The following is a 22,295-nucleotide window of genomic DNA, read 5'->3' as shown; positions in this document are numbered from 1 at the left end:
GAATTTTATTTGCTTATCATCCATTGTTGTCAAAACGGTGGGGTGGCAGATGTTCACGTCCAAAATCGGCCGTATGCGCTTCTTCTTCTACTCCCTCGGCGTAGCCCTGCTCGAGGCCGTTCTTGCCGTGCTGTGCATCGTTGGCACGATCGGCTTTGAGGGGCTGGTCAACTCGGCGCCCGGTCCATCGCGGCAAGGGATGGCAGGCGCGGTTCTGATCGTTTCCCTCCTGGCTGTGGTCATGCGTGCCAACATCGCCTGGCGACGCAGCCGCGACGCCAACGGCAAAGCCTGGATCCTGTGGTCCTACATCGTGTTCTGCGCCATCTACGCCTTTCTGCAGGCAGGCACGCTGCTGGTCATCGATTTCAACAATCCGGAAAGCACGTCCAGCGGTTTGAACCTGCTTGCGCTGTCGATCTTTGGCCTTTGGTGCACGATTCTGGTGGCTAAGCCGGTGGCGGGCATCAATATCGACGAACTGACATCGGTTTTCGATTTCGATGGCGATACGCCCATGCCTGCGGCATCCAGCCGGATGGCCAGCAGCGCGGCACAGTCTTCTATGCGCAACGCCACACCGGCCACGCGCTCGGTGCCGTCCGCCCAGCCTCTGGGCCGTCCGCGGCCCGCCGGCTTCGGCAAGCGCGGGCTCTAGAGCAACCGAGGCAAGGTCGTCTTCGCCGGCTTTGCGTGGAAGTTGCTAACATTCGCCACTTCAAGGCCATGATGGTTGCAGATAGAACGGCATTGGCCAATGACCGCCAAGCCTTCTGATCCAGCCTCTTTCATGGTCCGATATCAATGAGCCACCGTCCGATACTGATGTTCGATTCCGGCGTTGGCGGATTGACCGTGCTGCGCGAAGCGCGCGTGCTGATGCCCGACCGGCGCTTCGTCTACGTCGCCGATGACAAGGCCTTTCCCTACGGCGCCTGGGAAGAGCCGGCGCTGCAGGCCCATATAGTCGAGCTCTTCGCCAAGCTGCTCGACCGTTTTGATCCGGAAATTTCGGTCGTCGCCTGCAATACCGCTTCGACGCTGGTGATCGATGCGTTGCGGGAAAAATTCCCTGGCCATCCCTTTGTCGGCACGGTGCCGGCGATCAAGCCGGCTGCCGAGCGCACCCGGTCCGGGCTGGTCTCGGTGCTGGCGACGCCGGGCACGGTGAAGCGCCAGTACACGCGCGACCTGATCGGCAAATGGGCGCAGAAATGCCATGTCCGGCTGGTCGGCAGCAACAATCTCGCCGGACTGGCCGAGGCCTACATGCGCGAGGGCTTTGTCGACGAGGAGGCCGTGCGTGCCGAAATCGCACCGTGTTTTGTCCAGCATGACGATTTGCGCACGGACATCGTCGTGCTCGCCTGCACGCACTATCCGTTCCTGGCCAATCGCATGCGCAAGACCGCGCCCTGGCCGGTCGACTGGATCGACCCGGCCGAGGCGATTGCGCGGCGCGCTCTGTCGCTGCTTCCGGCTGTCGACGGGCCATTGCCGCAAAGCGAGCCCGACATCGCCGTCTTTACCTCCGGAAACGCGGATTTCGCCATCAGCCGGCTGATGCAGGGTTTTGGATTGAGCGCGCGCTAATGCATGTGTCGCCCAAAAGTGCGCAGCGGTTTTGGGACAACGACATGCACAAAACGAAAAAACTAAAGCGCGTCGCCGACGCGCTTTAGGCAAGCTCGAAGACAATGACGCGCCGATCCGGATCGGCCGAAACAAGCCTTAGCGTCAGGCCATCGCCCTGCCTGAACCCAGAGGCCTTCACATTCGCAACGACAGGCATGTCCGAGAGCTGAACGCGCACACGCTGATCACCGACGTCGGTGACGACGGCCTTGAATGTTTCACCCATGCGCCCCCTCAGCATCACCGCCTCGGCAAGGTCGATGGCCGCGTGGTTGATCTGCGAGGCGCGGGCGCCTGCGCGGCCCATCACCTTCGGCAGTCTGGAAAACGCCTCGGTAACGGCTTGCGGCACCGGCTGGCCGTTGACGATGGCCAGCACACAGCGCACGACATAGCGATCGGCCAGCCGCCTCAGGGGCGCGGTGGCGTGGGCATAGGTCGCGGCCATCGCCTCGTGCCAGGGGACAACGCCTTCTTCATAGGGTTGGTAGGACGCACCGGAGCCGGCGCGGCGGATTTCCAGCATCAGCGCTGCCTGTTGCATGTTGGCAGGATCGAGGGTTCGCTGATAGTCGGGCAGGCTGGTCGAAGGAGGCCAGGACAGGCCTAAGGCCCGTGCCGCGCTGCGCAGTCTTTGCACTTTGGAAGCATCGGGCGGCGCCATCACCCGAAACAAGCCGGTCCGGTGTGCCAGCATGGCGTCGGCAATCGCCATGTTGGCGGCCAGCGAAAGTGCTGCGTTGTCTTGCTCGGATTGCAGCAGCGGTCTGAACGCAAGCTGGAATGTGCCATCGGCAAGCTGTTCCACCTCCTGCTCGGGCGGGTCGACGCGCGAAGCGCCGCGACGGTCTTCGGCCGCCGCCATGCGCCGCGCGATTTCGGCGAAGCCGACTGGGACGTCGGCGGCCTGCACGCTGTCATAGGCGAGCTTGGCGCGGCTTTGAATGATTGCCCGCTCCGCGCCATCCAGCCTTACCGCTCCGTCGTCGGCGATCCGGACCGTGAAGATGACAGCCGGACGCGGACCGCCGGGCAGCAAGCTCGCGGCGCCCTCGGCAATGACCCGGGGATAGAGCCCGGCCTTGCCGTCCGGCAAATACAGGGTTTCGCCCCGCGCCCAGGCTTCGCGATCCACCGCGTCGCCGTCTGCGACGAACCAGGCTACGTCGGCGATGGCATAGTGCAACAGAAGGTCGCTACCGCTCGCTTCGATCGAAAACGCTTGGTCAAGATCGGTGGAAGCCGCGGGATCGAGCGTCACGAAGGGCATCGCCGTGCGGTCGGCATGCTGGTCGGGCACGCACCTGGCCGCCGTCTGTGCCATGACCACTACATCAGGGGGAAATCCCTCCGGCACATGGAACTCGGTGCGGATTTTCGCGAGGCCGGTGGCGAGTGCCTGCGAGGGATCGTTCAACGATTTCATGGCGCCGTCCTACACCGGCGTTGCGGGCACGGGAAGGTGGTTTTGCCGGCAGTGCCGGCCGACCATGGGCAGGCATGAGCGCGGAACGGAAGTTGACCGCCAGCGCTGGAACCGTCGCCGGAGCGCAACGTTTCCTCCTCTGGCAGCAAAGGAGGAGCCGATATGCCTGCAACCTCAAAAGCACAGCAAAAGGCCGCTGGCGCAGCCCTGTCGGCCAAGCGCGGCGAGACCAGGAAGAGCGAACTTCAAGGCGCGTCGAAGTCGATGTACAATTCGATGAGCGAAAAGCAGCTCGAGGAATTCGCAGAGACCAAGCGCAAAGGCCTGCCGGAGAAGAAATCGGCAGACTGAAACATTGAACCGAGTCGATAAACAAAGCCCGTGGCCGAAACCACGGGCTTCTTCGATTCAGGCCAAGCCCGAAACTCCTGACGTCACCAGCAGCGCTTCACCTTGTAGCGGATGACCTTCTTGTGGCCATGCCGCCAGATGACCTTCTTCTTCACCACGACATGGCAGGTCTGACGATGCTTGTGGCCCTGCCAGTGCTTGGCCATCGCTGGCTCGGGCACGGCGATCGACATCGTCCCGGCCATGACGGCTGCACCGACCAACGAGAGGAAAAACTTCTTCATGCGACTTCGGGCTCCTTTGGCTCCAGTCCCTTCCTAAATGCCGTCGGCGCAACAACCTCCCGCCGCATCCGGCACGGCACTCAACGCCAAAAGACGTGATATGGTTGCCGGGCCCAGCGCCAGCGACGCGCTTGACTCTGCTCAAATCTCCGTTTATCGAGCGCACCAACACCGGGCCGCAATGCCCGGTTGTTTCTTTTGCATGGCAAGCCCGGGAAAGCAGGTTTATCGTTTCCTGGGTTTTGTCTAGACTGACGTGTCCCGTGGGTTTTCCGCCGCGTTGCGTGGGAAAACCCTGTCAGGCCTCGAAAACGGAGGCCAGAGGAGGGCGCGTTTCCTTCACCCGGACCATGAGGTTCCGGGTGGTTTGTTTTGAAAGGGAATGCGATGAGCAAGCGCGAATCCGCGAAGTACAAGATCGACCGCCGTCTCGGCGAAAACATCTGGGGCCGCCCGAAGTCCCCGGTCAACAAGCGTGAATACGGCCCCGGCCAGCACGGCCAGCGCCGCAAGGGCAAGCTTTCCGATTTCGGCCTGCAGCTGCGCGCCAAGCAGAAGCTGAAGGGTCACTATGGTGATGTCTCCGAAAAGCAGTTCCGCAAAGTCTATGAAGAGGCTGATCGCCGCAAGGGCGACACCTCCGAGAACCTGATCGGCCTGCTCGAGTCGCGTCTCGACGCGGTCGTCTACCGCTCCAAGTTCGTGCCCACCATTTTCGCGGCTCGCCAGTTCGTCAACCACGGCCACGTCAACGTCAACGGCAAGCGCGTCAACATCGGCTCGTACCGTTGCAAGCCGGGCGACGTCGTCGAAGTGCGCGAAAAGTCGAAGCAGCTGGTCATCGTGCTGGAAGCGGTCGGCCTCGCCGAGCGCGACGTGCCGGACTATATCGAAGTCGATCACAACAAGATGGTCGCGACCTTCTCGCGCATCCCCGGCCTGGCCGACGTACCGTTCGCCGTGCAGATGGAGCCGAACCTGGTCGTCGAATTCTATTCGCGCTGATCGATCGCTTTTCTGCGATACCGGAAAGGGCCGCCCGTCGAGGCGGCCTTTTCTTTGTCGGCCATGTCCGCTAATCCGGCACTCTCGGCTATGGAAAGCGACAAGCCATGAACATGCTGGCAGACATCGAAACAGTTGAACCGATTGCTGAAGGCGGCTTCCATCCGCTGTTTGCCGACGTGCCGTCTTCCGTCGAGTTCAACAAACTGCGCAAGCGGCTGTTGCGGTTGACCCGTCAGGCGGTCGAGGATTTCGCCATGGCGAGGCCCGGCGACCGCTGGCTGGTGGCCTTGTCCGGCGGCAAGGATTCCTACGGGCTGCTGGCCGTGCTGCTCGATCTCAAATGGCGCGGGCTGCTGCCGGTCGAGCTGCTGGCCTGCAATCTCGACCAGGGCCAGCCGAATTTTCCGAAGCACATTTTGCCCGACTACCTCGATGCGCATGGCATTGCCCATCGCATCGAGTATCAGGACACCTATTCGGTGGTCACCGACAAGCTGCCTCAGGGCAGCACCTATTGTTCGCTGTGCTCGCGGCTGCGGCGCGGCCATCTCTATCGCATCGCGCGCGAGGAGGGCTGTTCGGCGCTGGTGCTCGGCCACCACCGCGAGGACATTCTCGAAACCTTCTTCATGAATCTGTTCCATGGCGGCCGCCTTGCCGCCATGCCGCCAAAGCTGCTCAATGACGACGGCGACGTCATGGTGCTGCGGCCGCTGAGCTACTGCGCCGAGGTCGATCTGGAAAAATTCGCCGCCGCTATGAAATTCCCGATCATTCCCTGCGATCTCTGCGGCAGCCAGGAAGGCCTGCAGCGCAACGCCATGAAGGCGATGCTGGACGATATGGAAAAGCGCATGCCGGGCCGCAAGGATACGATGCTGCGCGCGCTGTCCAACACCAGGCCGTCGCATCTGCTCGACAGAAAGCTGTTCGACTTTGCCGCCCTCAATGGCAGCCTCAGCACAGGACAAGACAATTCCGATGATATTTGACGACCAAGCGATCGACTGGCTGGCCGAGCTTCTCGCCGATGCAGCCAGGGCCGAAATCATGCCACGCTTTCGCCGGCTGGGCGAGGGCGACATCAGACAGAAGACCTCGGCTGCCGACCTGGTGACCGAGGCCGACATCAACGCCGAGCGGCTGATCACGGCCAGGCTGCGCGAGCGCTATCCCACGGCGATGATCGTCGGCGAGGAAGCCTGTTCCGACAATCCGGCGCTGCTTCAGGGGCTCGGCGATGCCGACCTCGCCTTCGTCGTCGACCCGGTCGACGGCACCTTCAACTTCGCCTCCGGCGTGCCGCTCTTCGGCGTCATGCTGAGCGTCGTCGTCAAGGGCGAAACCGTCGCCGGTATCATCCATGACCCCGTAGGCCGGGACTGGCTGATCGGCGCCAAGGGCGCCGGCAGCCATATCCGCCATGCGCATGGCGCGCTGGAGACGGTGCACGTCGCCGATGCCGTGCCGATCTCGCAGATGACCGGCTCCGTCTCCTGGCAATATCTGGCGGAACCGCAACGCTCGCTCCTGGCGCGCAACCAGACCAAGACCCTGTCGCAGTTCGGCTATCGCTGCGCGGCACATGAATACCGTCTTCTGGCCAGCGGCCATGCCCATTTCGTCGTCTACAACAAACTGATGCCGTGGGACCATCTGGTCGGTGTGCTGATCCACGCCGAGGCCGGCGGCTACACCGCGCGGATCGACGGTAGCGCCTATCTGCCCTCGCATATCGACGGCGGCATTCTTGTCGCCCCGGACAAGGAAAGCTGGCAGGAGTTGCGCAGGGAACTCTGGGCGCAATAGTCGGTCCAACTGCCGGTAGACGCTTTCGTCAAGTATATTGGCTCTGTTATAGTGGTCCAATCGCTCGCGAAGCCGGAGCCGCGAAATGAAACATCGGTCCGCAATTGTCGCAACGGCACTTGCACTTGCCTTGGCCGCCGCTGGCGCCACTGAGGCAAGATCGCAGGAACGCGCGTGCGGCAGTCGCGATCCCGTCGATACCATAGACGAGATGTTTTCCGCGATCTTTGCCTGTTGGCAGCCGCCGCCTGGAAGTGCTGGCATGACCCTGACGCTGAGTTTCTCAATTCGCAAAAACGGCACGCTGATGGGCAAACCGCGCGCCACTTTCTCCCATATGGGAGATGATGCCTCGCTCAACCGGGTCTTTGTGTCATCCGTGCTCGAAGCTCTCGACAAGGCTCTGCCGATGCCTCTTTCGGACAGCATGGGTGGCGCCATCGCAGGGCGCCCGCTGTTCCCTCGTTTCACGGCAGTGATTGGCGGCGCATCCTGAAACGCGTCGCTTGAAGGTGGCTGCGGTCTGACAAATAAAACTCGTAGCGCAGAACAGTTGCTCAATGCAGGTCGGTGACGTGCCCTGAAATGGGTGGGTTGTGCGGCTGGAACATCTTGCCGCGCTCGGCGATCAGGATCATCAGCAGGGCCGCGACCGAGACGCTGCAGAAGCCGGCGGCAAGCGGCGTCACCGTGCCGTTGAAGGCCTGGCCGATCAGCGTGCCGAGGATGCCGCCGAGAAAAGTCTGCATGAAGCCCAGGATGGACGACGCGGTGCCCGCCAGTTGGCCGAGCGGCTCCATCGCGAGCGCGTTGAAATTGGCGCCGAGCGCGCCGAACGGGAGCATCGCGCTGGCGAAGAAGGTGATGAACAGCCAGAGTGGCATCTTCATTTGAAGCGAAACGGTGAGCCAGGCAAGGCTGATCACCAGGAACAACAGCAGTGCGCTCTGCGACAGGCGGCGCATGCCGATGCGGCCGACCAGGCGCGAGTTGAGGTAGTTCGAAAAAGCGAGAACGCCGGCGACACCCGCGAAGATGACAGGAAACAATTCGCCGACATGAAAAATGTCGACATAGATCTGCTGTGCGGAGGCGATGAAGCCGAACATGGCGGCGAAAATGAAGGTGCTGGCAAAGGCGTAGCAAAGCGCCATGCGGTTGGTGAGCACGATGCGGAAACCACCGACGACGGATGAGACTGTCAGCGGCCGGCGGTACTCCGGATGCAGCGTCTCCGGCAGCCGCAGCAGCGACCACGCCGACACGATCAGCGCTCCGACGGCCATGGTGACGAAGATCCAGTGCCATGTTGCGAACAGCATGATGAACTGGCCGATCCCAGGCGCGATCACCGGGATGGCCATGAACACCATGAAGATCAGAGACATCACCTCGGCCATGCGCCGACCGTCGAACGTGTCGCGCACGATCGAGACGGCGATGACGCGGGTCGCCGCCGCACCGATGCCTTGCACCAGCCGGCACAGCAGCAGGACGGCGAATGACGGGGCGATGGAGGCAGCTGCCGCCGCCACGACATAAATCGCCAGCCCGGCAACGAGCGGCGCGCGGCGCCCGAACCGGTCCGAGATCGGTCCGAAGAAAAGCTGTCCGCCACCGAAGCCCAATATATAGGCGGTGATCACATACTGGCGGTGGTTTTCATTCCCAACGCCAAGCGTGGCGCCGATTTGCTGCAGTGCCGGCAGCATGATGTCGATGGCCAGCGAGTTCAACGCCATCAGTGCCGCGCACAGCGCGATGAATTCCCAGCGCGGAATAGGCAATTTGCGTGCCTGTTGCGGCGCTTTTGCTGGCTGGTCCACGGCGGGTCCGATCTTCAAAACGAATATGCGCCGGCATGCCGGCGCATAAGTTCGTCCTCACTCCGATAGGGGGAGGTAACATTTTGCCGGGGCGGGGCTGCCCCGTCTCAACTCAGAATCAGGCTGTCGCTTTGACGCTGACGCCCTTGTCGACGAGCAACGTCTGCAGCTCGCCCGCCTGGAACATTTCGCGGATGATGTCGCAGCCGCCGACGAATTCGCCCTTGACGTAAAGCTGCGGGATCGTCGGCCAGTTCGAATATTCCTTGATGCCTTGGCGCAGTTCGGCCGAGGTCAGCACGTCGACGCCCTTGTAGTCGGCGCCGATGTAATCGAGGATCTGGACGACCTGGCCGGAAAAGCCGCACTGCGGAAAACCGGGCGTGCCCTTCATGAAAAGGACGACGTCGTTGCCCTTCACTTCGCTGTCGATGTAGTCGTTGATGCCGCTCATGAGATATCCTTTCACGCCTGTGGGAGTCAGGCTCGAAGCATAGCCATCAAATAAACCCATAGATGGGCCGAAACAAGATGTTTGCGCCGCCGTCGCGGAAATGGCGCAAAGGATCGCCTGTCTTGGGCCAAGCATCCCTGCCGATTGCAGCCTCCGGGACATGATGAAAAGACGATATGGCGCCGCCCTTCTGATCGCCATCCTGCTGGCCGCGATTGCCGTTGTCTGGTGGCCGAGACGCCCGGAGCCGCCGCCGCTGGTCATTGGCGGTGACCTGCCCGCGCCTTGCCGGAATGTCGCCTTCGAGGCGGTGACCTATGTCGTCTGCACGGTCGACCTGCGGACCTACAACCTCGCTGTCTTTCACGTCGGTGCCGACGGCAAGCCCTTCGGCTCGCTGGAGGCCTTCGGCAAGGCGGTTGCGGGCGAGGGGAGGCCGGTGCTGCTCGCCATGAATGGCGGCATGTATCACGAGGATTTGTCGCCGGTCGGCCTGCTGGTCGAGAACGGCAGCGAAAAGTCGCCGCTCAACCTTGCCGATAGCGAAGGTAATTTCTTCCTGAAGCCGAACGGCGTCTTTCTGGTCGGCAAGGACGGCAAGGCGGCTGTCATGGAAAGCAACGCCTATGCCGCCGCCAAACCCGATGTCGCCTTCGCCACGCAGTCGGGCCCGATGCTGGTGATCGATGGCCTGATTCATCCACGCTTCGAGCCGAACGGAACCTCGCGCTACGTCCGCAACGGCGTCGGCGTGCGCGATGAAAACACCGTTTTGCTGGCGATCTCGCGGTCTGAGGTAAGTTTCGGCAGCTTTGCGCGGCTGTTTCGCGACGCGCTACAATGCCGCAACGCGCTGTTCCTCGACGGCGCGGTCTCCGCGCTGTCGGATGGCGACAGGATGATTGTCGGCGGAAGATATCCGGCAGGGCCGATCATTGCCGTGTTGGCAAGCCAGCCGCCGACGCGCTAGGCCAGCCTGGCGTCAGTCCGGCACACTGGTCTGCAACGCCAGCGCGTGCAGCACGCCGCCCATATTGCCCTTCAGCGCATCATAGACCATCTGGTGCTGCTGGACGCGGCTCTTTCCGCGGAAGCTTTCGGCCACCACTTCGGCTGCATAGTGATCGCCGTCACCGGCGAGGTCGCGGATCGTCACCTTGGCGTCCGGAATGCCGTCCTTGATCAGTTTTTCGATGTCGTGGGCATCCATTGCCATGGCAAAATCCTGTTCTGGGCGGCTAGGCACGAGTGACTCGGACGGCAGCCTAAAGCCTTTCTGGTCCGGGTTGAAGCCGTTCTGTCGGCGACGCAGTGTCTAAGGGCCATCCTGCCGCGGGTGAACCACACCATCTTCTGTAATGTCGTCGCGGGTCGAGAACCCCCGGCCAAGGCTGAACACCAGGACATAGAGCGGGATGTTGAGCGCCAGGGTGATAATCGGGAGATAGCTGGTCATCTGCCACAAGGGCGAAAAGAATGGTTGGCCATAGCCGTCGCAGATCAGCGATGACCCGTATTCCCACAGCGCGCCGGTAATGACCGCAATGGCAAAGAGCTTGATGCAGGTGGCGACATGCCTTGCGCGCGCCGGGTTCGGCAAAAGGCGGCTCCACAGCACCAGGCAGACGATGGGGATCGCATAGATCAGACTTTGCAAGGCCAGCATCTGCAGTGTGCCATTGGCCGCCTCAAGGAACTGGTCACGCCTTTCCAGCAGCGGACAGACCTCGCTCGAGGTCGTCGACAGCAGGAAAAAGACGAACGGCCCGAGGAACCAGAAGAAGAACAGCGACGGCCAGAAGACGACTGCGATCAGCGTCCGGGCTGCCAGGCTGGTCAACTGGACTTGTCCATGAAGTTCGGGAACCAGCCTTCGTGGGCAGCGGTCAATTCGCTGACCGGGATCGCCCTGGCATCGCCGAGCTTCACTTCGTTTCCACCGGTCGAGCCGATCCATGGCGCAAAGATGCCGAGCCTGCTCTGTTCGTCGCGGATGGCGTCCCATTCCTTGCTCTGCGGATCGACGGACAGCGTCAGGAGGTAGCGGCCCTGGTCCTCGCCGAACCAGACCGGGATCGGGTCGGTGCCGGCGAGCCCCGGAATGGTGGCGCCGATGCCGGACGCCATCGCCATTTCGGCCAGGGCTATCGCCAGGCCGCCATCGGAAAGGTCATGCGCCGCGGTCACGACGCCCGACGCGATCAGCGCGCGCACGTGGTCGCCGACGCGCTTTTCATGGGCGAGGTCGACGGGTGGCGGCGGCCCGTCGGTCCGACCGTGAATGTCTCTGAAATAGGCGGACTGGCCGAGATGGCTGCCCCAGCTTGGGGGCGCGCCGACCAGCAGGATCATCTGGCCCTCGGCGGCAAAGCCGATACGGGTCATCTTCGACCAGTCGGCAATCAGCCCCACGCCGCCGATGGTCGGCGTCGGCAGGATACCTTGGCCATTGGTTTCGTTGTAGAGCGAGACATTGCCCGACACGATCGGGAAGCCGAGCGCCCGGCAGGCATCGCCAATGCCTTTCACCGCGCCGACCAGTTGGCCCATGATCTCAGGCCGTTCCGGATTGCCGAAATTGAGGTTGTCGGTGGCCGCCAGCGGCAGCGCGCCGGTGGCGGTGAGGTTGCGCCAGCATTCGGCCACCGCCTGCTTGCCGCCTTCGTACGGGTCGGCCTCGCAATAGCGCGGCGTGACGTCGGAGGAGAAGGCGAGCGCCTTGGTCGGATGGCCTTCGACGCGCACCACGCCGGCGTCGCCGCCGGGAAGCTGCAGCGAATTGCCCTGGATCAGCGTGTCGTACTGCTCCCACACCCAGCGGCGCGACGACAGGTTCGGCCCGCCGAGCAGTTTCAACAGCGCATCGGCAACGTCGGCCTTCGACGCATCGCCGGCTGCGAGCGCCGCCGGCTTCTTCGGCTCGACCCAGGGGCGGTCATATTCCGGCGCCTTGTCGCCAAGGTCCTTGATCGGCAGATTGGCGACCTCGTCGCCCTGATGGATGACGCGGAAACGCAGATCGTCGGTGGTCTTGCCGACGATAGCGAAGTCGAGGCCCCATTTGTGGAAGATCGCCTCGGCTTCCTTTTCCTTCTCGGGGCGCAGCACCATCAGCATGCGCTCCTGACTCTCCGACAGCATCATCTCATAGGCGCTCATGCGCTCTTCGCGCACCGGCACCTGGTCGAGGTGAAGCTCGATGCCGAGGTCGCCCTTGGCGCCCATCTCGACCGCCGAACAGGTGAGGCCGGCCGCACCCATGTCCTGGATGGCGATGACGGCGCCAGACGCCATCAGCTCAAGACAGGCTTCGAGCAGGCATTTTTCGGTGAAGGGATCGCCGACCTGCACGGTCGGGCGCTTCTCGTCGATCTTGTCGTCGAACTCGGCCGAGGCCATCGTGGCGCCGCCGACGCCGTCGCGCCCGGTCTTGGCGCCGAGATAGACGACCGGCAGGCCGACGCCCTTGGCTTCCGACAGGAAGATCGCATCGGTCTTGGCGAGGCCCGCGGCAAAGGCGTTGACCAGGATGTTGCCGTTGTAGCGGGCGTCGAAATTGACCTCGCCGCCGACGGTCGGCACGCCAAAGGCGTTGCCGTATCCTCCGACGCCGGAAACCACGCCGCTGACCAGGTGCCTGGTCTTGGGATGGTCCGGTGCGCCGAAGCGCAAAGCGTTCATCGCCGCAATCGGCCGCGCGCCCATGGTGAAGACGTCGCGCAATATGCCGCCGACGCCGGTCGCCGCACCCTGGTAGGGCTCGATGTAGGAGGGATGGTTGTGGCTCTCCATCTTGAAGACGACGCAGTCGCCGTCGCCGATATCGACCACGCCGGCGTTCTCGCCCGGACCCTGGATGACCTGCGGCCCGGTGGTCGGCAGCGTGCGCAGCCATTTCTTCGAGGATTTGTAGGAGCAGTGCTCATTCCACATCGCCGAGAAGATGCCGAGTTCGGTAAAGCTCGGTTCGCGCCCGACCAGATCGAGGATGCGCTGGTATTCGTCGGGCTTCAGCCCATGCGCGGCTATGAGTTCCGGGGTGATCGGCACGGAATTGGAAATGGTCATGGGCGGCGATTGATGTCCATGGGAGAGGGGAATTTGAGTCCCCTCATATCGCAAGCTTTGGCGTGATACACCCCATTGGATGACGAAAAACGCCGGAAAACCACAGGGCGACGATGGTAGCGGGGAGCCGCTGGGGAACGCTATGGCATCCCGGCCGTTAGGCCTCAAACCAATCAGGAGATTTCGACATGGCCACCAAGCAAGGCAAGAAAGACAATCGCCTCTCCGACAAGGAGGCCATGCATATTGCCGAGACCACCGACGTTTCGCCCAAGCAGGCCAAGGACCTGGCCGAGAAGCACGGCAAGGACAAGGGCGCGAAGGAAGCCAAAAACTTCAAGGCAGAGGGCTGAACCTGAAGATCGGGATACAGGAGGATCGAGTCAGGACGAACTGTCGTAGCCGGCGCGGCCTTCCTCCAGCAGCCGCCGGATCACCGCGACGCCGCCGGTGATGTCCTCGCGCCGCCTTGGCTGCGAGACGCCGAAACGCACGCCGTGAAAAACCTGCTCGGAACGCCCCGCCTTGAACTCGTCCTCGTCGTCGAGGAGCACGCCATTTTCGAGGCATGCGCTCCTGAAAGTGCCGGACAGCCAGGGATCGGGCAGCGTCAGCCAGACGAAGGGCACGCTGCCGTGTGACTTGAAGGCGAAACCGGCCAGTGTCTCGCGCACGATGGCGATCCGGGCGGCAATTTCGGCAATGCTGCGTTTGCGGATATCGCCAGCCTGCCCTGACAGCACCAGCCGCGCATTCACCTCCGCCAGCAGGAACGGCATTCCGCCGGTCATCATCTTGTGGGCGACGCGGATGCGATGGCGATAGGCGGGCGGGCAGGAGAGCCAGCCGCCGCGAACACCTGCCGCGACCGATTTCGACAGACCGCCGGCGACAATGGTGCGCTCGGGCGCATATTCGGCGATGAGCGGCGTCGGATCTTCGGTCAGGCCGCCATAGAGATCGTCCTCGATGACGATGACATTGTACGCGCGCGCGACACGAGCGATCGCCTCGCGGCGCGAAACCGACAGGATCGCCAGCGTCGGGTTTTGCACCGTCGGCATCAGGAAGATCATCTTCGGGTGCTTTTGCGCGCAGACGCGTTCGAAATCCTCGGGATCGAGGCCTTCTTCGTCCGATGCCACCAGTGCTATGCGCCGCCCGATCAGCCCGGCGCTGCGGGCGATCTGCGAATAGGTGAGGTGCTCGAAGGCGACATAGTCGCCCGGTGTGGTCAGTGCCGCAATCGCCGCCATCACCGCGGCATGTGTGCCAAGCGTGGGAACGATGGTGTCGGCCGCCGGACGGAACGAATTGCGCGACAGCCAGCGGGCGCCGGCCTCGAACCAGCGCTCCGGAAAATCCCTGGTGTAGCTCGAAATCTCGTGCGGGTGATCCTGCACCGTGCGCGAGAGCATGTCAGCGACAATGGCGCCCTGGCCGATGTCGGGCGCGGCAGTGCTGTCGAAACGCAGCTTGCCGGGCGGCGCATCGACATAGCGCGTGCCTTGCACGGCAGGCTCGGCGAATTCGGGTGACGCTTCCGATTGCTGCGCCAGCACATAGGTCCCGCGACCGACTTCGCCGCTCACCAGGCCGCGCTCGCGCAGCAGCTGATAGGCTCGGCCGATCGTGCCGACCGTCGTGCCGATATCATAGGCGAGATCGCGCTGCGGCGGCAATTTTGCCCCGGCATCGATGACGCCCTTGTCGATGTCCGACTCGATGCTGTCGGCAAGGCGCTGGTAAAGCGGGCCGGAACCGATGGTAAGGTCAGGGAGCCAATTTGTCATGGTGACAATTCTGTATATTGCACCAGATCGGGTGTCAATGCATATCAGAACCGTACCAAGATGGGTACAATTTGCAAGGTTGGCAGAAAGACAATGGATACAATCGAGACAATCCGCTGCGCGGGCATTGAATTGGTCGGGCCGAGCCCGTCCAGCCGGCGAGGCTTTGTCGGCCGGATCGTGGATGTGGTCAGATCGCTGGCGCGATGGATCGACGTGCTGATCGAGCGCCGTCGCGGCCGCCTGGCTTTGCTCGAAATGACCGACGAGCAACTCAGGGATATCGGTGTTTCGCGTGGCGACGCCTACCGTGAAGGGATCCGACGGCTCTGGGACTGACCCGGAGCCGGTTCGTCAACGACGGGTGCGCGGAGCCTGAGGCGTGAGACGCCCTTGTCGGCAAGCACGGCGAGGATGCAAAGCACCAGGAAAACCCCGGTGACGGCCAGCGCCGCAAGCGCGACGCTGGCCACGCCGTTCTTGGCGGCGTCGAGGAACGGATAGGGCACTTCGCCTGCGATCGGCGCGCGCGCCAACGCGTAGGCGAGATAGGCGATCGGATAGGCCATCCACCAGGAAATGTCGCTCCACCGTGTCCTGCCGTCGGCGCCAGCCACCAGCCACCACAGCACGAACAGCACCGGCGTCACGTAATGGAGCAGCACGTCGCAGAGCAGAAACAGCCCTTGCGGCTGCCAGAGCTGCGCCAGAACCGTGGCATAGACGATGAAGACCAGGGCGATTGACACCGCCACGCCCGCCCGCATCCGCGGCCCGGCAAAGGCCGGCAGCCAGGCGTAGCCCGAAGGCGACAGCAGCGAGACATGGACCAGCACCGCACCGATGTTGGTCAGGATGGTGAAGAAGCTGAACAGAAAGACGATGGAGCCGAGAAAACTGCGGCCGGCTTCCATCGATGCCGGGATGGTGATGCACGCTTGCAGGACAAGCCCGGCCAGACCGATGATCAATCCCGCAAACTGCAGGAAGCGGCCCATGGCGTCAGGCGGCCGCGTTGCAGGAGGGGTTGCCCGTTTGCCAGCGCGCAATGTCGGATCCGATGCGCGCGCCGAGCGGATCGTCCATCAGCGGACCGAACACGTCGACGCGGCTGGAATTGCCTTGCGCCTGGACGACCAGCAGCGGCTTGCCGCCATAATGCTTGGCCGGCACCAGCAGGAAGCGCGGCGTGCCGCTGAACGAATTCAGCTCATTGGCCATCTGATAGGATTTGAAGGCGGGATCCTTGCTGGCGATCCAGCATTTGTGGGCCGATATCGCCACCTGCTCCATGGCCAGCAGCGAAGCGCTTTTGCCCGTCGGCACGGGCACGCTCTTCGGGCTCGACTGGCAGGATGCCAGCGCAAAACCGGCGGCAGCCAGAAGACCCAGGCGAACAATCGTCAGTCTCATGGTCAGCCGCCCCCGCGCTTTGAAAGGAATTTCTAAAAAGGATTTCAGGCGGCGATGCCAAGCGCGCCTTCGAACAGTGCGCGGCCGTCGCTGCCGCCATGCGCTGCCTCGATCAGGTTCTCCGGATGCGGCATCAGGCCGAGCACATTGCCCTTTTCGCTGATGATGCCGGCAATGTCGTTGATCGAGCCGTTGGGATTGGTGCCCTCGGCATAACGAAACACCACCTGTCCCTCACCCTCGAGGCGGGCAAGCGTGTCGGGATCTGCGAAATAGTTGCCGTCATGATGCGCAACCGGCGTGCGGATGATCTGGCCCGGCTGATAGCGGCGGGTGAACATTGTGTTGGCATTGGCGATCTGCAGCTTCACCTCACGGCAGACGAATTTCAGCGACGCATTGCGGATCAGCGCGCCGGGCAGCAAGCCGGCCTCGACCAGGATCTGGAACCCGTTGCAGACACCGATCACCATGACGCCCTTGGCCGCCTTTTCCGCAACCGCCCGCATCACCGGCATGCGCGCGGCAATGGCGCCGCAGCGCAGATAGTCGCCGAACGAGAAGCCGCCGGGGATGGCAATCAGGTCGACATCGGGGATTTCGGTGTCGGTCTGCCAGACGGTCGCAGGCGCCTGTCCCGAAATCTTGGTCAGCGCCGCGATCATGTCGCGGTCACGGTTGAGGCCAGGGAGAAGGACAACGGCGGATTTCATGGTGTTGGCACCCTGGTCGTTGGGGACGGTTTGATCCTGCGCGCCAGCAGCGCGAGGCAGACATAAGCAAGCAGCGTGAACCCTAGAATCATCAAGCCGAACCAGCCTAGCCCGCTCTTCGGTCCAAATAACAGATCGTGCCAGTCAGTTGAAACCCGGATCCAGTCGTGAAGCATGAGAGCCGCAAACAGCATTGCGGGTAAGGTCAGCACCAATGCCAACACGTGCAATCCGGTTGCCAAGGTCGATCGGCCGTCATTTCGATGAAGCCAAAACGGAAATCTCATGGCCTTGGGTCGTAAGGTGTTTGAGGCTTTTCGGCGAGTCCCCGCAATTCAAGGCGCTGCTCAATCCGCTCAAGACGTTGATCGATACGACCAGTTATCGCGTAGATATTGCCGACATCCGTTTGCGTGCTCAACGCCTGCAGCCGGATCGCAACGATCTCTTGCTTGACTTCGCCCAGACCATTCTTAAGCCGATCCATTCGTGAATGGATTTTCTTGAGAAGTTCGTACATCAGCTCATTCGTGACTTCCGGCATAGTGCCCCCGGATACAACCTCAGGTAAGCGTCACACTATAATTCTCAATCACCGTATTCGCCAGCAGCTTGTCGCACATGGCCTTGAGATCGGCCTCGGCCTTGGCTTTGTCGGTCTCGGCAAGCTCGAGGTCGAACACCTTGCCCTGCCGCACCTGGCCGACGCCGCCGAAGCCCAGTCCGGACAAAGCGTGCTCTATGGCTTTTCCCTGCGGGTCGAGCACGCCGTTCTTGAGGGTGACGGTGATGCGGGCCTTGATCATGCTGGACAGGTTCCTGTTCGAAGACTTAGCAATTCCAGGAAAAGTGTGAAGCGGTTTTTCGTCCGGAATTGCGTCAAGAAATGAAGACTTAGTGCGGCTTGCCTTTGAGGCCATCGGTCGAGGCGACGAGCACCGGGCCGGTCGGGCGCGGCGGCTCGTTCTCGTTCATGATGCCGAGGCGGCGGGCAACTTCCTGATAGGCTTCGACGAGGCCGCCCATATCCCTGCGGAAACGGTCCTTGTCGAGCTTGTCCTGCGTCGCCACGTCCCACAGCCGGCACGAATCCGGCGAGATCTCGTCGGCAACGACGATGCGCATCATGTCGCCCTCGAACAGGCGGCCGCATTCGATCTTGAAATCCACGAGTTGGATGCCGACACCCATGAACAGGCCGGAGAGGAAGTCGTTGACGCGGATGGCCAGCGCCATGACGTCGTCGATCTCCTGCGGGCTTGCCCAGCCGAAAGCGGTGATGTGCTCTTCCGACACCATCGGATCGTCGAGCGCATCGGCCTTGTAATAGAATTCGATGATCGAGCGCGGCAGAACGGTGCCTTCCTCGATGCCGAGGCGCTTGGACAGCGAGCCGGCGGCGACATTGCGCACCACCACTTCGAGCGGAATGATCTCGACTTCCTTGATCAGCTGCTCGCGCATGTTGAGCCGGCGGATGAAGTGGGTCGGAATGCCCATGCGGTTCAGATGGTTGAAGATGTACTCGGAAATGCGGTTGTTGAGCACACCCTTGCCGTCGATGACCTCATGTTTCTTCTTGTTGAATGCGGTCGCATCATCCTTGAAGAACTGGATAAGTGTGCCCGGTTCCGGTCCTTCATAGAGGATCTTGGCCTTGCCTTCATAAATGCGGCGGCGATTTTTCATCTGATTTTTCTCTGGATTTGCGGGCAGGCGGCAAGCGACCAGTTCCTGTCCGTCTGCCTAAATTGGTGCGGCGACGGGTGGGGTTCAATGCCGGGTCTATCCCAATCACAGCGTTTGCTCAATCGGCAAATCCTTTCCATCGACCGCTTTCAGGAATGAAATGCCGCAGCGCAGCAAGTGATGTAGCATATTGACCGGCCCGCGCCCTTTTGGTTTGTGCTGCGGCAACACACATATCCATCGCCAACGCGAATCGATTTCATCGGAGGGAAGCCATGAGCAGCATGAAAGACCGCGAAGAGGGTTTTGAGCGCAAATTCGCCTTCGACGAAGAACTTCGCTTCAAGGCTTCCGCACGGCGCAACAAGGCGCTCGGTCTGTGGGCCGCCGAAAAGCTGGGCAAATCCGGCACTGACGCCGACGCCTATGCCAAGGAAGTTGTGGTTTCCGATATCGAGGAAGCCGGCGATCACGACGTATTCCGCAAGATCCGCAAGGATTTCGACGCCGCCGGCGTCGACCAGTCGGATCACCAGATCCGCCGCACCATGGACGAACTGATGGCGCAGGCGATCGAGCAGATCAAGAATACCTAGAGCGAGTAGCGCTGGACCAATCGACCGCCCGGTCCAGCCGGGCGGTTTTTCTTTGCCTTTTCAGCCTTTTCCGGCTGAAACTGTGCGTGGGCCTGTTACAAGGCTCAACCCAACGAGGAAAGCACCATGTCCCTGAAGTCACGCCTGGCGGCGGATGAAACGCTGTTCACCGCCTGGTCCGGCGTTCCGGACGCTTTGACGGTCGAAATCATCGCCAAGCAGGGTTTTGACGCCGTCACCCTCGATATGCAGCATGGCGGACACCACGAGGACTCGGTCCTGCGCGGGCTGGTGCCGGTGCTGGCCGCCAACAAGCCGGCGCTGGTGCGCATTCCGGTCGGCCGCTTCGACATGGCCAGCCGCGCCCTCGATTTCGGTGCCGAGGCGGTGATTGCACCGATGGTGAATTCGGTGGCCGATGCAAAACTCTTTGCCGCGGCGATGAAATATCCGCCGATGGGCGAGCGCTCCTGGGGCCCGACCTATGCTTTTCCGCGCCATGGCAAAGGCGACCACGCCGAATGGCTGCGCGACACCAATCAACGCACCATGGCCTTTGCCATGGTCGAAACGCGCGCCGCATTCGATGCGCTGGACGGCATCCTCGACACGCCGGGCATTGACGGCATCTTCCTCGGCCCATCGGATTTCTCCATCGCATGGTCGAACGGCGCGACCGTCAATTCGACGCTGGAAAGCATGATGGAAACCGTCACCTCCATCGCCGAGCGGACGCGCAAGGCGGGCAAGCATGCGGCAATCTACGTCGTTGAGCCGGCGATTGCCGGCCGCGTCGTGGCGATGGGCTACCGGCTGCTGGCGATGGGCTCGGACCATGCGCTGATTTCGCTCGGCGCAAAGACACTCATCAAAAGCATGAACGATTCGATCAAGGGCTGAGGCGTGGTGCCTTGCCCGGTCAGGCCTTGAGGTCGGTCAGGAATTTGGCGAAGGTCATCGACCCTTCCGGCCACGGGCCGAAGCCGGCATCCTCATTGAGGTGACCGGTTTCGCCGGCATCGATGAACAGCGAACCCCAGGCAGCGGCAATGTCCTCGGCAACCTCGAAGGCGCAGAACGGATCGTTGCGGCTGGCGATGACGATGGACGGGAAGGGCAGCGGTTCGCGCGCATAGGGACCAAAGGTCATCAGGTGACGCGGCCTTATCTCCGGGTTGGCGACGTCGGGCGGCGCGACAAAAAACGCGCCGGCGACCGGCTTCCTGAACTGCGGAATGGCCTGCACCGCGGCCGCCACACCGAGCGAATGGGCAACGATCACCACCGGCCGCTCGGCCTCGTTGACAGCGTTCGCCACGCTTGCCGTCCAGTCCTCGCGCACCGGCTTCGACCACTCCGCCTGTTCGACCCGACGCGCTGTCGACAGTTTCGACTGCCAGCGTGTCTGCCAGTGTTCAGGGCCGGAATTGGTGTAGCCCGGCACGATCAGGATATCTGCGTCTTTGACTTTCATGGCGCTGAGATAGCGAGCGGCCGTGTCTCGTGCAACCCGCGCTGACGCATGCGGTGCATCACAATCGTGAACAACCTGTTCGATTCTTTCCATCTTGTGTGAACGATCAGGATCGACGATTTGAGGCGGGGAGAGATGGACAACAGAATAGGCTGGTGGCGCGCCCCAGGGATAACGCGCTGAACGGAGAGTTTATGAGCGAACTGCCCTTTGCCGCGACGACCCCCGTCAGCGTGTCACGCGTGGGCCTGAAGGCGCGCGACGCCGAAGGACTTGCCGATTACTACCGGGCTGTTGTCGGCCTGCAGGAATTGAGCCGCGCCGATGGCGCCATCACGCTGGGCGCTGCCGAGCGCCCGCTGCTGGTCATCGAGCCTGACGCAGCGGCCAAGCCCGACGATCCGCGCAGCGCCGGCCTGTTCCACACCGCTTTCCTGCTGCCCAGCCGCGCCGATCTCGGCCGCTGGATAAACCATGCCGCCGCCAACAAGATCCGCATCGAGGGCGCCTCCGACCATCTGGTCAGCGAGGCTCTCTACCTGACCGACCCCGAAGGCAACGGCATTGAAATCTATAGGGACCGTCTGCCGCAGGAGTGGAAGTGGAACGGCGACAAGATCGCCATGGCGACCGAGCGGCTGAATCTGGCCGCCGTGGTTGGCAGCGTGCCGGCCGGTGACGCCGGCTGGCAGGGCGCGCCGCAAAACAGCATTATCGGCCATGTCCATCTGCGCGTCGGCCGGCCGGAAGATGCCGAGGCCTGGTGGCACGACGAATTTGGCTTCGACACGGTCGCTAAGTATGGAGGGCAGGCGGTGTTCCTGTCGTCGGGAGGCTACCACCATCATATCGGTGGCAATTCGTGGCACAGCGCCGGCGCCGGGCGCCGCGATCCGTCCCGCTCAGGGCTGGCCTGGGTCGAGATGCGCTCGGACAAGACAACCGCTGACATCACACGGGAAGATCCGTGGGGCACGGTGATCCGCACCGTGCCAGGCGCCCCAGGCTGAGCGTCTGCTCGGTTCTTACAAGGAATTGGCGGCGTAGCCCGTCAGCAGCCCATGCGCCCAGCTGTCGAAGCCGGTGGCTGTCGCGCGGCTGGACGTCTCGGTCCAGTCATAATTGACCACGTGATGGCTGAACGACCATTGTCCGTCCTTGCGCGTAGCGAGGGCGTAGCGGGCATGCGGACTGCCGGTCACGGTCAGGCCGGGGAATGCCTGGACGCCGACGCTGCCGGGATTGAGGATTGTCCGGTTGTCCGACAAGCGCACAAGGCGCGGCGTATGTGTATGGCCGCACAAGGTCAGCCCGGCGCCGGCGCTGCCGAGCTTGTGCCTGATCTGCTTTTCATTGGACGGGTGGAAGTGGCTGCCTCCATCTTCCTCGAGCAGGAACACGTTGTCGTCACTCGGGCTGCCGTGGCAAAGCAGGATGTCCGGGGCAGGCGACAGGGCGACCGGCAATGCCGAGAGCCAGGTCAATGACGCCTGGGACAGGCGTTGGTGAGTGAAAGCATCGACGTCTTCCAACCCGGAAGCAGGCGGCTCGATCAGCACACGGTCGTGATTGCCGCGCACGGTCGGCCAATTCTGCGCCATCAGATATTGCGCGGTTTCTTCAGGCCATAGCGGCCCGGAAAGACAATCGCCCAGATTGACGATTATGTCGGGAGAAGCGTCTTTGATCTGCGCATGAACCGCCTCAAGCGCGCGCAGATTCCCATGGATGTCGGAAAGGACGGCCAGCCGCATCG

At 62.5% G+C, this 22,295-nt stretch carries 31 protein-coding genes; 13 read left to right on the top strand and 18 right to left on the bottom strand.

Annotated elements, in window-relative coordinates; translation table 11 throughout:
* Positions 1-49 precede the first annotated feature (49 nt).
* Both NKJ64_RS08880 and murI read left to right on the top strand, forming a co-directional pair.
* Positions 50-658: a DUF805 domain-containing protein gene (locus tag NKJ64_RS08880; protein WP_023731156.1), complete on the top strand. Its 609-nt coding sequence runs from the start codon at positions 50-52 to the stop codon at positions 656-658.
* A 146-nt stretch (positions 659-804) separates the two neighbouring features.
* On the top strand, positions 805-1,593 hold the full coding sequence (murI, locus tag NKJ64_RS08875; protein ID WP_023694125.1) for a glutamate racemase: 789 nt from the start codon (positions 805-807) through the stop codon (positions 1,591-1,593).
* Between the two features lie 85 nt (positions 1,594-1,678).
* On the opposite strand, the gene NKJ64_RS08870 is transcribed toward murI, so the two are convergent.
* Complete coding sequence (locus NKJ64_RS08870) at positions 1,679-3,061, bottom strand: RNB domain-containing ribonuclease (RefSeq protein ID WP_352462381.1); 1,383 nt, start codon at positions 3,059-3,061, stop codon at positions 1,679-1,681.
* Positions 3,062-3,223: 162 nt separating this feature from the next.
* Here NKJ64_RS08870 and NKJ64_RS08865 point away from each other — a divergent pair, with 162 nt between their 5' ends.
* Positions 3,224-3,412 carry a DUF3008 family protein gene (locus NKJ64_RS08865; RefSeq protein WP_023684876.1) on the top strand — a complete coding sequence of 63 codons (189 nt, stop codon included), beginning with the start codon at positions 3,224-3,226 and terminating at the stop codon, positions 3,410-3,412.
* An 83-nt stretch (positions 3,413-3,495) separates the two neighbouring features.
* On the opposite strand, the gene NKJ64_RS08860 is transcribed toward NKJ64_RS08865, so the two are convergent.
* A complete protein-coding gene (locus NKJ64_RS08860; RefSeq protein WP_023684877.1) occupies positions 3,496-3,696 on the bottom strand; it encodes a hypothetical protein in 201 nt (66 codons plus the stop codon).
* Positions 3,697-4,083: 387 nt separating this feature from the next.
* Here NKJ64_RS08860 and rpsD point away from each other — a divergent pair, with 387 nt between their 5' ends.
* From rpsD to NKJ64_RS30485, 4 genes are all read left to right on the top strand, one after another.
* Positions 4,084-4,701 (top strand): 30S ribosomal protein S4, encoded by a 618-nt coding sequence (gene rpsD / locus NKJ64_RS08855; protein ID WP_023669107.1) that lies wholly within the window; start codon positions 4,084-4,086, stop codon positions 4,699-4,701.
* Between the two features lie 107 nt (positions 4,702-4,808).
* The gene (gene ttcA, locus NKJ64_RS08850; protein WP_352462380.1) at positions 4,809-5,696 is read left to right on the top strand and encodes a tRNA 2-thiocytidine(32) synthetase TtcA; all 888 of its coding nucleotides are present in this window, start codon (positions 4,809-4,811) and stop codon (positions 5,694-5,696) included.
* Entirely contained in the window at positions 5,686-6,513 is an 828-nt protein-coding gene (locus NKJ64_RS08845) for an inositol monophosphatase family protein (protein WP_023684879.1), read from the top strand. The genes ttcA and NKJ64_RS08845 overlap by 11 nt, the downstream gene beginning before the upstream one ends.
* 85 nt (positions 6,514-6,598) lie before the next feature.
* Positions 6,599-7,009, top strand: coding sequence for a UCP034077 family protein (locus tag NKJ64_RS30485; protein WP_023669104.1), 411 nt, complete (start codon positions 6,599-6,601; stop codon positions 7,007-7,009).
* Between the two features lie 61 nt (positions 7,010-7,070).
* On the opposite strand, the gene NKJ64_RS08835 is transcribed toward NKJ64_RS30485, so the two are convergent.
* Both NKJ64_RS08835 and grxD read right to left on the bottom strand, forming a co-directional pair.
* On the bottom strand, positions 7,071-8,339 hold the full coding sequence (locus tag NKJ64_RS08835) for a multidrug effflux MFS transporter (protein WP_352462378.1): 1,269 nt from the start codon (positions 8,337-8,339) through the stop codon (positions 7,071-7,073).
* A 118-nt stretch (positions 8,340-8,457) separates the two neighbouring features.
* Positions 8,458-8,793 carry a Grx4 family monothiol glutaredoxin gene (grxD, locus tag NKJ64_RS08830; protein ID WP_023669102.1) on the bottom strand — a complete coding sequence of 112 codons (336 nt, stop codon included), beginning with the start codon at positions 8,791-8,793 and terminating at the stop codon, positions 8,458-8,460.
* Between the two features lie 160 nt (positions 8,794-8,953).
* Here grxD and NKJ64_RS08825 point away from each other — a divergent pair, with 160 nt between their 5' ends.
* Positions 8,954-9,763, top strand: coding sequence for a phosphodiester glycosidase family protein (locus NKJ64_RS08825; RefSeq protein WP_352462377.1), 810 nt, complete (start codon positions 8,954-8,956; stop codon positions 9,761-9,763).
* Positions 9,764-9,775: 12 nt separating this feature from the next.
* On the opposite strand, the gene NKJ64_RS08820 is transcribed toward NKJ64_RS08825, so the two are convergent.
* The 3 genes from NKJ64_RS08820 to purL all read right to left on the bottom strand — a co-directional run bounded on the left by NKJ64_RS08820 (position 9,776) and on the right by purL (position 12,861).
* Positions 9,776-10,009 (bottom strand): BolA/IbaG family iron-sulfur metabolism protein, encoded by a 234-nt coding sequence (locus NKJ64_RS08820; RefSeq protein WP_010909092.1) that lies wholly within the window; start codon positions 10,007-10,009, stop codon positions 9,776-9,778.
* A 99-nt stretch (positions 10,010-10,108) separates the two neighbouring features.
* A complete protein-coding gene (locus tag NKJ64_RS08815; RefSeq protein ID WP_023706458.1) occupies positions 10,109-10,633 on the bottom strand; it encodes a hypothetical protein in 525 nt (174 codons plus the stop codon).
* Positions 10,630-12,861, bottom strand: coding sequence for a phosphoribosylformylglycinamidine synthase subunit PurL (purL, locus tag NKJ64_RS08810; protein ID WP_352462376.1), 2,232 nt, complete (start codon positions 12,859-12,861; stop codon positions 10,630-10,632). Before purL ends, NKJ64_RS08815 begins: the two co-directional genes overlap by 4 nt.
* 188 nt (positions 12,862-13,049) lie before the next feature.
* On the opposite strand from purL, the gene NKJ64_RS08805 reads away from it, so the two are divergent.
* Positions 13,050-13,214 (top strand): hypothetical protein, encoded by a 165-nt coding sequence (locus tag NKJ64_RS08805; RefSeq protein ID WP_023669098.1) that lies wholly within the window; start codon positions 13,050-13,052, stop codon positions 13,212-13,214.
* Between the two features lie 30 nt (positions 13,215-13,244).
* Here the strand turns inward: NKJ64_RS08805 and NKJ64_RS08800 are convergent, their stop codons facing one another.
* Positions 13,245-14,654, bottom strand: coding sequence for an aminotransferase-like domain-containing protein (locus NKJ64_RS08800; RefSeq protein ID WP_023736517.1), 1,410 nt, complete (start codon positions 14,652-14,654; stop codon positions 13,245-13,247).
* Positions 14,655-14,747: 93 nt separating this feature from the next.
* Between NKJ64_RS08800 and NKJ64_RS08795 the strand changes: the two genes are divergently transcribed.
* Positions 14,748-14,993: a DUF1127 domain-containing protein gene (locus tag NKJ64_RS08795; RefSeq protein WP_023736518.1), complete on the top strand. Its 246-nt coding sequence runs from the start codon at positions 14,748-14,750 to the stop codon at positions 14,991-14,993.
* Here NKJ64_RS08795 and NKJ64_RS08790 read toward each other — a convergent pair.
* The 8 genes from NKJ64_RS08790 to NKJ64_RS08755 all read right to left on the bottom strand — a co-directional run bounded on the left by NKJ64_RS08790 (position 14,960) and on the right by NKJ64_RS08755 (position 18,697).
* Positions 14,960-15,652 (bottom strand): Pr6Pr family membrane protein, encoded by a 693-nt coding sequence (locus NKJ64_RS08790; RefSeq protein WP_352462413.1) that lies wholly within the window; start codon positions 15,650-15,652, stop codon positions 14,960-14,962. The two genes, NKJ64_RS08795 and NKJ64_RS08790, sit on opposite strands and share 34 nt — an antisense overlap.
* Before the next feature lie 4 nt (positions 15,653-15,656).
* The gene (locus NKJ64_RS08785; protein ID WP_023715992.1) at positions 15,657-16,067 is read right to left on the bottom strand and encodes a hypothetical protein; all 411 of its coding nucleotides are present in this window, start codon (positions 16,065-16,067) and stop codon (positions 15,657-15,659) included.
* A 44-nt stretch (positions 16,068-16,111) separates the two neighbouring features.
* The gene (gene purQ, locus NKJ64_RS08780) at positions 16,112-16,780 is read right to left on the bottom strand and encodes a phosphoribosylformylglycinamidine synthase subunit PurQ (RefSeq protein WP_023715991.1); all 669 of its coding nucleotides are present in this window, start codon (positions 16,778-16,780) and stop codon (positions 16,112-16,114) included.
* Complete coding sequence (locus NKJ64_RS08775; RefSeq protein WP_155921663.1) at positions 16,777-17,001, bottom strand: hypothetical protein; 225 nt, start codon at positions 16,999-17,001, stop codon at positions 16,777-16,779. The genes purQ and NKJ64_RS08775 overlap by 4 nt, the downstream gene beginning before the upstream one ends.
* 62 nt (positions 17,002-17,063) lie before the next feature.
* A complete protein-coding gene (locus NKJ64_RS08770; protein WP_245260653.1) occupies positions 17,064-17,300 on the bottom strand; it encodes a hypothetical protein in 237 nt (78 codons plus the stop codon).
* A gap of 43 nt (positions 17,301-17,343) precedes the next feature.
* Positions 17,344-17,586 (bottom strand): phosphoribosylformylglycinamidine synthase subunit PurS, encoded by a 243-nt coding sequence (gene purS / locus NKJ64_RS08765; RefSeq protein WP_023715988.1) that lies wholly within the window; start codon positions 17,584-17,586, stop codon positions 17,344-17,346.
* 88 nt (positions 17,587-17,674) lie between these two features.
* Positions 17,675-18,469 (bottom strand): phosphoribosylaminoimidazolesuccinocarboxamide synthase, encoded by a 795-nt coding sequence (purC, locus tag NKJ64_RS08760; protein WP_013532127.1) that lies wholly within the window; start codon positions 18,467-18,469, stop codon positions 17,675-17,677.
* A 105-nt stretch (positions 18,470-18,574) separates the two neighbouring features.
* The gene (locus NKJ64_RS08755; RefSeq protein WP_280790911.1) at positions 18,575-18,697 is read right to left on the bottom strand and encodes a hypothetical protein; all 123 of its coding nucleotides are present in this window, start codon (positions 18,695-18,697) and stop codon (positions 18,575-18,577) included.
* A gap of 47 nt (positions 18,698-18,744) precedes the next feature.
* Here NKJ64_RS08755 and NKJ64_RS08750 point away from each other — a divergent pair, with 47 nt between their 5' ends.
* Positions 18,745-19,065 (top strand): DUF1476 domain-containing protein, encoded by a 321-nt coding sequence (locus NKJ64_RS08750; RefSeq protein WP_023669091.1) that lies wholly within the window; start codon positions 18,745-18,747, stop codon positions 19,063-19,065.
* A 126-nt stretch (positions 19,066-19,191) separates the two neighbouring features.
* The gene (locus tag NKJ64_RS08745) at positions 19,192-19,965 is read left to right on the top strand and encodes an HpcH/HpaI aldolase family protein (protein ID WP_352462375.1); all 774 of its coding nucleotides are present in this window, start codon (positions 19,192-19,194) and stop codon (positions 19,963-19,965) included.
* A gap of 19 nt (positions 19,966-19,984) precedes the next feature.
* On the opposite strand, the gene NKJ64_RS08740 is transcribed toward NKJ64_RS08745, so the two are convergent.
* The gene (locus tag NKJ64_RS08740; protein WP_023708637.1) at positions 19,985-20,539 is read right to left on the bottom strand and encodes an RBBP9/YdeN family alpha/beta hydrolase; all 555 of its coding nucleotides are present in this window, start codon (positions 20,537-20,539) and stop codon (positions 19,985-19,987) included.
* A gap of 194 nt (positions 20,540-20,733) precedes the next feature.
* Here NKJ64_RS08740 and NKJ64_RS08735 point away from each other — a divergent pair, with 194 nt between their 5' ends.
* Positions 20,734-21,549, top strand: coding sequence for a VOC family protein (locus NKJ64_RS08735; protein WP_023754381.1), 816 nt, complete (start codon positions 20,734-20,736; stop codon positions 21,547-21,549).
* Positions 21,550-21,564: 15 nt separating this feature from the next.
* Here NKJ64_RS08735 and NKJ64_RS08730 read toward each other — a convergent pair whose 3' ends face one another.
* Positions 21,565-22,293, bottom strand: a complete 729-nt coding sequence (locus NKJ64_RS08730; RefSeq protein ID WP_352462374.1) for a metallophosphoesterase family protein — start codon at positions 22,291-22,293, stop codon at positions 21,565-21,567.
* Between the last annotated feature and the right edge of the window lie 2 nt (positions 22,294-22,295).

This window comes from Mesorhizobium sp. M0062 (assembly GCF_040323125.1).
GTDB lineage: Bacteria > Pseudomonadota > Alphaproteobacteria > Rhizobiales > Rhizobiaceae > Mesorhizobium.
The sequence above is the reverse complement of the archived record's forward strand: the minus strand, read 5'-3'. Positions and strand labels throughout refer to the sequence as shown.

Coding starts and splice junctions, on each gene's coding strand:
- ttcA (WP_352462380.1), top strand. CDS start 4,809: ATGAACATGCTGGCAGACATCGAAACAGTTGAACCGATTGCTGAAGGC.
- NKJ64_RS08820 (WP_010909092.1), bottom strand. CDS start 10,009: ATGGCAATGGATGCCCACGACATCGAAAAACTGATCAAGGACGGCATT.
- NKJ64_RS08870 (WP_352462381.1), bottom strand. CDS start 3,061: ATGAAATCGTTGAACGATCCCTCGCAGGCACTCGCCACCGGCCTCGCG.
- NKJ64_RS08770 (WP_245260653.1), bottom strand. CDS start 17,300: ATGTACGAACTTCTCAAGAAAATCCATTCACGAATGGATCGGCTTAAG.
- NKJ64_RS08805 (WP_023669098.1), top strand. CDS start 13,050: ATGGCCACCAAGCAAGGCAAGAAAGACAATCGCCTCTCCGACAAGGAG.
- NKJ64_RS08825 (WP_352462377.1), top strand. CDS start 8,954: ATGATGAAAAGACGATATGGCGCCGCCCTTCTGATCGCCATCCTGCTG.
- NKJ64_RS08800 (WP_023736517.1), bottom strand. CDS start 14,654: ATGACAAATTGGCTCCCTGACCTTACCATCGGTTCCGGCCCGCTTTAC.
- grxD (WP_023669102.1), bottom strand. CDS start 8,793: ATGAGCGGCATCAACGACTACATCGACAGCGAAGTGAAGGGCAACGAC.
- NKJ64_RS08880 (WP_023731156.1), top strand. CDS start 50: ATGTTCACGTCCAAAATCGGCCGTATGCGCTTCTTCTTCTACTCCCTC.
- rpsD (WP_023669107.1), top strand. CDS start 4,084: ATGAGCAAGCGCGAATCCGCGAAGTACAAGATCGACCGCCGTCTCGGC.
- NKJ64_RS08845 (WP_023684879.1), top strand. CDS start 5,686: ATGATATTTGACGACCAAGCGATCGACTGGCTGGCCGAGCTTCTCGCC.
- purC (WP_013532127.1), bottom strand. CDS start 18,469: ATGAAAAATCGCCGCCGCATTTATGAAGGCAAGGCCAAGATCCTCTAT.
- NKJ64_RS08790 (WP_352462413.1), bottom strand. CDS start 15,652: ATGGGCCGCTTCCTGCAGTTTGCGGGATTGATCATCGGTCTGGCCGGG.
- NKJ64_RS08795 (WP_023736518.1), top strand. CDS start 14,748: ATGGATACAATCGAGACAATCCGCTGCGCGGGCATTGAATTGGTCGGG.
- NKJ64_RS08735 (WP_023754381.1), top strand. CDS start 20,734: ATGAGCGAACTGCCCTTTGCCGCGACGACCCCCGTCAGCGTGTCACGC.
- purQ (WP_023715991.1), bottom strand. CDS start 16,780: ATGAAATCCGCCGTTGTCCTTCTCCCTGGCCTCAACCGTGACCGCGAC.
- NKJ64_RS30485 (WP_023669104.1), top strand. CDS start 6,599: ATGAAACATCGGTCCGCAATTGTCGCAACGGCACTTGCACTTGCCTTG.
- NKJ64_RS08730 (WP_352462374.1), bottom strand. CDS start 22,293: ATGCGGCTGGCCGTCCTTTCCGACATCCATGGGAATCTGCGCGCGCTT.
- NKJ64_RS08865 (WP_023684876.1), top strand. CDS start 3,224: ATGCCTGCAACCTCAAAAGCACAGCAAAAGGCCGCTGGCGCAGCCCTG.
- NKJ64_RS08740 (WP_023708637.1), bottom strand. CDS start 20,539: ATGAAAGTCAAAGACGCAGATATCCTGATCGTGCCGGGCTACACCAAT.
- NKJ64_RS08785 (WP_023715992.1), bottom strand. CDS start 16,067: ATGAGACTGACGATTGTTCGCCTGGGTCTTCTGGCTGCCGCCGGTTTT.
- murI (WP_023694125.1), top strand. CDS start 805: ATGAGCCACCGTCCGATACTGATGTTCGATTCCGGCGTTGGCGGATTG.
- NKJ64_RS08750 (WP_023669091.1), top strand. CDS start 18,745: ATGAGCAGCATGAAAGACCGCGAAGAGGGTTTTGAGCGCAAATTCGCC.
- NKJ64_RS08745 (WP_352462375.1), top strand. CDS start 19,192: ATGTCCCTGAAGTCACGCCTGGCGGCGGATGAAACGCTGTTCACCGCC.
- NKJ64_RS08860 (WP_023684877.1), bottom strand. CDS start 3,696: ATGAAGAAGTTTTTCCTCTCGTTGGTCGGTGCAGCCGTCATGGCCGGG.
- purL (WP_352462376.1), bottom strand. CDS start 12,861: ATGACCATTTCCAATTCCGTGCCGATCACCCCGGAACTCATAGCCGCG.
- purS (WP_023715988.1), bottom strand. CDS start 17,586: ATGATCAAGGCCCGCATCACCGTCACCCTCAAGAACGGCGTGCTCGAC.